At 59.2% G+C, this 7,868-nt stretch carries 3 protein-coding genes; all 3 read left to right on the top strand.

The genetic code is table 11. From position 1 onward, the window contains the following. Positions 1–126 precede the first annotated feature (126 nt). The 3 genes from P1S46_10400 (at position 127) to P1S46_10390 (ending at position 7,522) form a co-directional block, all read left to right on the top strand. Positions 127–816, top strand: a complete 690-nt coding sequence (locus P1S46_10400) for a uracil-DNA glycosylase (protein MDF1536889.1) — start codon at positions 127–129, stop codon at positions 814–816. Positions 817–878: 62 nt separating this feature from the next. Next, positions 879–4,781, top strand: coding sequence for a translocation/assembly module TamB domain-containing protein (locus P1S46_10395; protein ID MDF1536888.1), 3,903 nt, complete (start codon positions 879–881; stop codon positions 4,779–4,781). Further along, positions 4,778–7,522: a BamA/TamA family outer membrane protein gene (locus P1S46_10390; protein ID MDF1536887.1), complete on the top strand. Its 2,745-nt coding sequence runs from the start codon at positions 4,778–4,780 to the stop codon at positions 7,520–7,522. Before P1S46_10395 ends, P1S46_10390 begins: the two co-directional genes overlap by 4 nt. The last annotated feature ends 346 nt before the right edge of the window (positions 7,523–7,868 follow it).

Below are 7,868 nucleotides of genomic sequence, written 5' to 3'. Positions count from 1 at the left end.
TTTCCCTTTCCCCAGGACATTAATGAGCCAGGAAAAGTTCCGCCTGGACTTTTTGCGACTCTATTAGGTATCGGATCTTGGATAATATGCATTCTCTGGAATCTGGAATTGAAACGGGAAAAACTTATGGGATACCTTGCCAAACTTTACCTGGAGAGCATCGGAGTGCGGCACTTGCCGTCCCGCGGGCCTGCGGGAGTGGTCCTGCAGCCTGAGGTGGGTGGTGAAGTCCAGCCCGGAGATGACCTTGCCCTGGACGGTTTGAGGAGGGATCTGGGGGACTGCAGGCGATGCGGCCTCGCTGCCGAAAGGAACAATATCGTGTTCGGGGTCGGAGATCCGGGGGCCAGGGTGGTTTTCGTGGGGGAGGCCCCAGGGCGGGACGAGGATCTGCGGGGTGAACCTTTCGTCGGCAAAGCCGGCCAGACACTCACGAGGATCATCGCAGCAATGGGGCTTACACGGGAACAGGTGTACATCTGCAACGTGATCAAGTGCCGCCCGCCGGGGAACCGGGACCCTTTACCGGCCGAGGTCGCCATGTGCCAGCCGTTTCTCGCAAGGCAGCTTGAGATCATCCAGCCCCAGGTTATCTGCGCACTGGGCAGCTTCGCGGCCCGGACGTTGCTGGGTTCCGACCTGGGGATATCACGTCTCCGGGGAGATTTTCACGACTACAAAGGCACACCTCTCATGCCCACCTATCATCCGTCCTATCTCCTGCGCAATCCGCACGCCAAGCGGGATGTATGGGAAGATATCCAGAAGGTCATGGAGCTTCTCGGGCTGCCCCTGCCGACTACTGGCCGCAGCTAGGAGCTTGCGGAAAACCCGACAAGGGTTCTCATCTATCGTTTGTCGGAGGATTTAAATCTACCTTGAAGAGACGCATCCTCGCCTTTTTCATCGTTCTTGTCCTCACCGGGGCAACTGTGGGCGTGAAGCTCGCCGCCAGTCCCGAGGTGGACCGTTGGCTCCGACGGACGATCATCGACCAGGCTGAAAAACATCTCGGCGTTCATGCCAGCCTCGGGGAGATCGACCGCAACTTCTTCCTCACGAAGTTATCCCTTTCCGACGTCACCCTCAGGGATCTCAAGGGATCCGGCAAGTCGATCACGGCAGTGAGGATGACCGTTCATATCGATCCATACGCTTTCATCAGGGGGACGCTGGCGATCCGGGACCTCAGGCTGGAAGGTTTGTCCCTGGAGGTTCAACGAAGTCTGGACGGCGAACTCCTCATTGAGCCCCTTTTCCCCTTCTGGCAGCGTTCGGGGGCCGGCGACGGCAAGATCGCACCCCTTCGCTTTACCCTGGGGAACGTTTCCCTCCTGGATGTCGATCTCACCTATACCGACGTACCGGGCGGCCTTCGGGTAAAACTGGAGGACGTGGTCATCCTTCTGTCACGGTCCCGGTTCGACCCGCCGGACCGGCGATCGGTCTCCCTCAGGACGAAAAGCGGCACGCTGAACTGGAAGGCGTTTCCGAAAGGAAAGGATGTCATCATCAGGGACCTGTCCGGAAACTTCGCGGTATCAAGGATGGGCGTTCAGATAGCGAGGCTCACCCTGGACACAGGGCCACTGAGCGTGGATATGTCAGGGATGATGTCCCTGGAAAGGAACGGGGAGATCAATGCGGGCATGACTATCGGGCTGAACCTCGGGCAGATCCCATGGGCGGCCGAGGGTACCGAAGGGAAGGTATCCCTCAAGGGAAGCATGGGTGGAGACCTGTCTGATCCTTCTTTCAGAGGCCAGCTGGAAGGCCGTGAACTCAGGATAGCCGATCGTGTGATCGATCGCATCAGCGCCGACGTGCACCTGGACACTGCCGGTTGCGAGGTGATTAACGGATCCATGAGGTACCGGGGTCAGGAACTGACGACCGGGTTAACTCTCGGATTCGACCCGAAATTACCCTTTGAAATGAGCCTTGAAGCGGACGGTTATCCTCTTCGCGAACTGATGGGGGAGGTGGGCGGCGAGGGATCCACCCCGGACGGCGCTATTAAGGCCACGGCTGTGGTGTCAGGTCAGCTGTCAGGAGGGGCCGCCGACATATCGCTGGACGGAAAGGTGGATGTGGCTATCAGGAACGATCTGAGGAGGGAACTCGACTTTTCCCTCTCCGGCGCCTACGCGAAAATGGCACTGTCTGATATAGGACTCAAAGTCCAATGGGGCGGTTTGTCCGTGGACATCACAGGTTCTGTATCGGGGGACGGCCCTGCTCTGGTCATCGACCAGGCCGGCGGCAGCCTGTCAGATCTGGACGCCGTCCCCGGCCTGGAGGCGATGGAAGGTGAGCTGCGCCTTACAGGGGAAATTTCCGGCCAATGGCCAGATGCCGCGGCCCGGCTCGATATGGAGATCGACGGTCCAGGATGGAAGGGGGTCGCTGCCGATCTGCTCCAGACACACCTCGATCTGGACCGATCCGGTCTGAGCCTCCCCATGGTCACCTTGCGTACCGGTACAACGGTCTTCGTCGGACAGGCCTATCTCCCCTTCGGACCGGGGAAGGGGGAACCATGGGTCGGGGGTGAGATCACCAACGGAAAGGTCGAGGAGATCCTGGAGTCAGGAGGCGTTGGGCTGGAGGTGACGGGAAAGGTGCAGGGCAAATTCGACGCCACGCTTGCTGAAGAAGGTTGGGACGGCACCGGGACCTTGTCTCTTTTCGCAGGCCGGTTTCTTGAAGAGAGCTACGACGAGATAACGGTTTCGGGCAGTCTCGCAAAGGGGGTCCTTACGGCCGAACGGATCGACCTTCTCAAGGACGGGAGGCTGATCACCGGGAAGGGGAACGTGAGCGAGGGACGGTACGAGGTGGAGATGCACACCGAGGACCCGATCCTGGTTGATGGTGTCAGGTATCTGAAGATCATCCGGGTGCCCCTCGCAGGCGAGCTCGCCCTCGCGGGGAAGGCGTCCGGGACGCTTGACGGAAAGGAGCTGGACGCCAGGGTCGACGCGGATTGGGAACAGTTGTTCTTCGAGGGACGCCCCTGGAGGGGAGGTGAGGGAAATTTCCGCTTTAAAGGCAGCCGCCTCGAGGCGCAGGCAAAACTCCTGGATGGAGATTTCGCGGCTGAGGCGACGGCCGATTTTCGCGGGAGGTTTCCTTTTTCCGGCACGATCCGGTCACCGGACAAGGTGGACAGGGATGCGATCAACGATCTGATCGGGGTCAGGATCCCCGCCGATGCCGTGTCGGGATGGGTCTCGTTGACAGCCGACGCCGCCGGGATCCTCAAGAGGATCAGCCAGACCCGGGTGGACGGTGTGATCACCGCCGCGGACATGGAGATAAAGGGTGTCCACTTCAAGTCGCGGGACCGGATCCCCTTTACCTATTTCCCTCAGACAGGTATCAGGTTCACTGAACTCAACCTGCAGTCGGGCGAGTCCGTGTTAACCGGTGAGCTGGGGATCGCTCCGGATGCCGGTATCGGGGGGAATGTCACCGGCAGTATCGACCTGAAAGGGCTGTCCTTTCTCGAACCTACTGTGGATTCCTTTACCGGACAGGCCGACATCCTGATAAAGGTGGACGGCAGGCTTGCGAAACCCCTTCTCAACGGATCTGTCCGGTTTGCCGGCGCGAGCTGTGTGGCCCATATCCCCTTCGACCTTCCGGTAACAGATCTCAAGGGTAAACTGGAGATCGTCGGCGACCAGCTTCATTTCGGTCAGATCATCGGCGCTACCGGCGGCGGGACCATCCTCATGGGGGGAGAACTGGGCATGGCCGGGGTCAAGCCGGTCAATGGAACGCTGACCTGGAAGGCCGAAGGTGTTCCTGTCAGCTTTCCGGAAGGTCTGGAAACGGTCGACCGTGCCGACCTTTCTCTCAGGTTCTCGGAGGATCGCGGACTGCTCAGAGGCACCGTCAGCATGGACGAGGGAGTGTACAGGAGAGAGGTGGATATCGACAACCTCATCGCCCTTATCTCCGAAGCCGGCGACACCGGTCCGGGCAATAAGGGTCCGGAAATCAACGGGCACAAGGGACGATGGCTCGGGCTGGACGTCGGGATGGAAACAGCGGCACCCATTACAGTTGATGTCAAGCTTATGCGCGGTACCGCGACGGGAACCCTGCACCTGCGGGGGACCGCGGCCGAACCGTCCCTGTCAGGGAGGATGGAGGTCCTTGAAGGGACGATCGAATACCGGGGACACTCCTTCGAGGTGACGAGCGGTTCCGTCGGTTTTTTCAACCCCAAGAGGATCGAGCCCAGCTTCGATTTCGGAGGGAGGACCGAGGTGACGGGCTTCGACAGGGAAGGGAAGGTCAGAGACTACTCGGTTGAGCTTCTCGCTTCCGGCGTGCCCGACAGGTTCCGGCTCGAACTGGCTGCCTCACCGGCTCTCAGCGAGGGGGACATCATCTCTCTCCTGACGTGGGGAGCGGTTGGAGAACAGGCCTTTGCCTCCAGATCAGGCCTGTCGGCCGCCGAGGCCACCCTCCTTCTCACGCGTGAGCTCAAGGGAAAGCTGGAGACGGAGGTTGAGCGGGTGACCGGTTTCGACCGGTTCGTGATCAACCCTTCCTCCATTTCCTCCACCGGTGAGAGGACGACCCGGATCCAGGTGGACAAGAAGTTGAGCGACAAGGTGTATCTGACCTACTCGACACCGATCCTCACCGACGAGGAACAGGAGGTGTCCCTCAAGTACAGGATCTCCGAAACGTTCAGCCTCGTCGGTGAGCAGCGTGGCGAGAAGGATTACGGGCTGGATCTTGACTTCCAGTTCGAAATACCATGATGCGGACGATCATCCCGACCCTTATCCTCCTGTTTCTTTTCGCCTTCCCTGTCCACGGCAGAGGAAACGGCTCCGCCTTGGCCGATCACGCCGGGGAAAATATTGCCCTGGTGGAGATCTCAGGTGCGATCGTGACATCCCGGGAAATGGAAGCGCTGATCCCCGCCGCCGCGGGCGAACCGTTTTCACCCGGCAAGGTCAGGGACGGTGTCCTCAACCTCTTCCGTACCGGACTTTACGAGCGCGTCGACGTCAGGGTCCTTCCTGCCGATGATGGCGTTGTCCTCAGGTACGAGGTTGTCCCCAGGAGATGGCTCGAGGATGTCGAATTCATCGGAAATCTGGCGCTCTCGGACGGTGAACTGATCAGGAAAGTGAATTTCAGGAAGAACGAGGAGATCACCGAAGAACGGCTCGTGGAGAACGCCGTCCGGATCAAGGAATATTACGGCTTCCGGGGGTATCCGGAAACAGAGATAGCGTTCAGGGTCGTGGCCGGCCGGGAGAACCGTACCCGGGTCATCTTCGAGGTAAAGGAAGGTAACGCTCTCTATATTTCCCAGATCGCCCTCACCGGGGATCCCGGTTTTTCCCGGATGAAACTCCTCGCTATCATCGCATCCGCCCCGGGGGGAAAGGTCGACGGGGAAATGGTGAAAAGCGACCTCAAGAAGATCCGGGATAACCTGAGGGACCGTTTCTATCTTGACTCACAGATCACTTACAGCCTGAAACCCGCCCACGACTTCCCCGACAGTGTCGAGCTTACCTTCGATGTGAACAGGGGGCCGGTCACTGCCTTGTCAGTACAGCTGGACGATCCTGATGAATCCATGAGGGTCGAACGCCGCATGAAAAAGGTTTTCCTGGCTTCCGACAGCACGGAGAAGGCCAAGGCGGCCCTTACCGATGAGCTTACATCGAAATACCGCTCACAGGGATATCCCTTTGCGTCCCTGTCCTGGGTCGAGGACCGATCCGACACATCGGTCCGGACCCTTACGTTGTCTGTGGACCGGGGCCTGAGGACCTTTATCGGCGGTATCGAGGTGGAGGGGGTCCGATTCCTGCCCGATGATCGGCTCCACAGTGCTCTTGGCCTGGACAGGGGGGCGCCGTTCGTGAAGACAGAGCTGGATGGGGGTGTCCGGTCCCTGTTAAGGGAATACAGGTTCGAAGGGTTCGTGGCTGTTCAGGCGGAGGTGAAGCCGTTGAACTTCATGGTTCTGAACGGCCACCAGGAGGTCCTGATCAGGATCGTTCTCGAGGAGGGGGAGCGTGTCATCCTGAAACAGCTGAAGGTGAACGGAGGCCCCTACGGCGAGGAAAAGGCAAAAGGGTTCGCGGCAGTTGCGGAGGGCAAGGGGTACGTCCCTGAACTTGTCGGGAGGGGGCGGGAGGCCCTGCTCCAGCGGCTTGGCGCTGACGGATATCTGTACGCGGCCGTCTCCGTGACCGAGCCGGTCGAGGCGGGTGAGGGCACCGTCGAAGTTACCCTGAATGTCGAGGAAGGACCCAGGGTCAAACTGGGCAGCGTCATCATCACCGGCAACGAGAATGTCAGCCCCAGGATCATACGGCTTGCCCTGGATCTGAAACGCGGCAAGGTCATCACCAGGGACGAGATCCTCAAGGCCCAGAAGAGGATCTACGAACTCGGTGTCATGGGTTCGGTGGACGTCCAGTTGGCCGATCCCGACGTACCACAGGAGTACAAGGACCTCCTGGTGACGGTCAAGGAACGACCCAGGTACGTTGTCGGCTTCAGGCTCGGGTACGGCAGCGAAGACAAGCTGAGGGCCAGTGCGTCCCTGACCTACCGGAACCTGGGAAACATGGCCAGAAAACTCACTCTGATCGAAAAGGCCAGTGATATAGAAAGGGCCGCCACCTTACGTTACTCCCATCCCTGGTTCGTTTCCAAACCGATCGATCTGACTCTTTCCCTTTCCGATGTACTGGAAAAGAGGGAAAGTTACACGCAGGACTCCCTTTCCATTGCAGCGGATTTCGTAAGGGAAATGTCCGAGATAACGGAAGCGAGGTTAGGATATTCCTATGAAAGCCTCAAGCTGAGGAACGTTTCTCCCGACGCCCAGCTTTCCACCGACGATGCGGGAAAAATAACCGTTGCCGCCGTGGCCGGGGAGATCATCTACGACGACAGGGACGATTTCCTTGATCCCTGGTCCGGTCTCCTGGGAGATCTTCTCCTCGAGGTCGCTGCCACCGGCCTGGGCTCCGAAGCCGAGTTCGCCAAGCTGGAGATCGCGCTCCATCGCTACTTGCCGTTAGGCAGCGGGATAGTCCTGGCAGGGCTCCTGAGGACGGGTGGTGTGCTGGCCTACAGACGCAGCGAGGATGTTATCATCAGCAAACGGTTCTTCCTGGGTGGGCAGAACTCGGTGCGCGGCTACCGTCTGGACAGCCTGGGACCGAGGGATAATGACGGGAACCCTGTAGGCGGCAACTACATGCTCAACGCCAACCTGGAATTTCGCTTCGGTTTTTATAAAACGGTCAGGGGTGTCATTTTCCTGGACTCGGGCAGTGTCTGGCTTGACAAGCGCAGCACCATCGGGGAAGCTGATTTCGCCTTGCGGTACGCGGGAGGCGCAGGATTAAGGTGGAGCTCACCCATCGGTCCTTTGAGCCTTGACTACGGGTACAAGCTGAACCCGGTGGTGGAGGATGAGCATGACAGGTACCGATGGCACTTTTCCATCGGCCATGCCTTCTAATAAATGAAGGGCGCGGGGCACAGGGCGCAGGGAAAAACGATTGTCATTGCGAGCTTTTGAAACAGCCAGTTTCATTACTCTCCCTCTCCCCCTCATGCAGGCTCACTTCATTATCCTTCCTCCCCCTGCCAACAGCCCCTTTCCTTATTCTCCCTCTCCCCCTCATGTAGGCTCCCTTCCTTATCCTTCCTCCCCATGCCAATAGCCCCTTTCCTTATTCTCCCTCTCCCCTCCGGGGGAGAGGGCCGGGGTGAGGGGGAAAGTTTTCCCTGAGGGGGGAGGATCCGCCGTCGCTCAAGCTATGGCGGGACAAGTCAGAGGTGGGGGTGAAAGTGATTTTTGAGGG

Source organism: bacterium, assembly GCA_029210545.1.
Taxonomy (GTDB): domain Bacteria; phylum BMS3Abin14; class BMS3Abin14; order BMS3Abin14; family BMS3Abin14; genus JARGFV01.
Note: the sequence above shows the minus strand (reverse complement) of the source record. Positions and strands in the feature narration are given on the sequence as shown.

What these genes read in the sequence shown, in the direction of transcription:
- P1S46_10400 (MDF1536889.1), top strand. Translation starts at nt 127, where the DNA reads ATGGGATACCTTGCCAAACTTTACCTGGAGAGCATCGGAGTGCGGCAC.
- P1S46_10390 (MDF1536887.1), top strand. Translation starts at nt 4,778, where the DNA reads ATGATGCGGACGATCATCCCGACCCTTATCCTCCTGTTTCTTTTCGCC.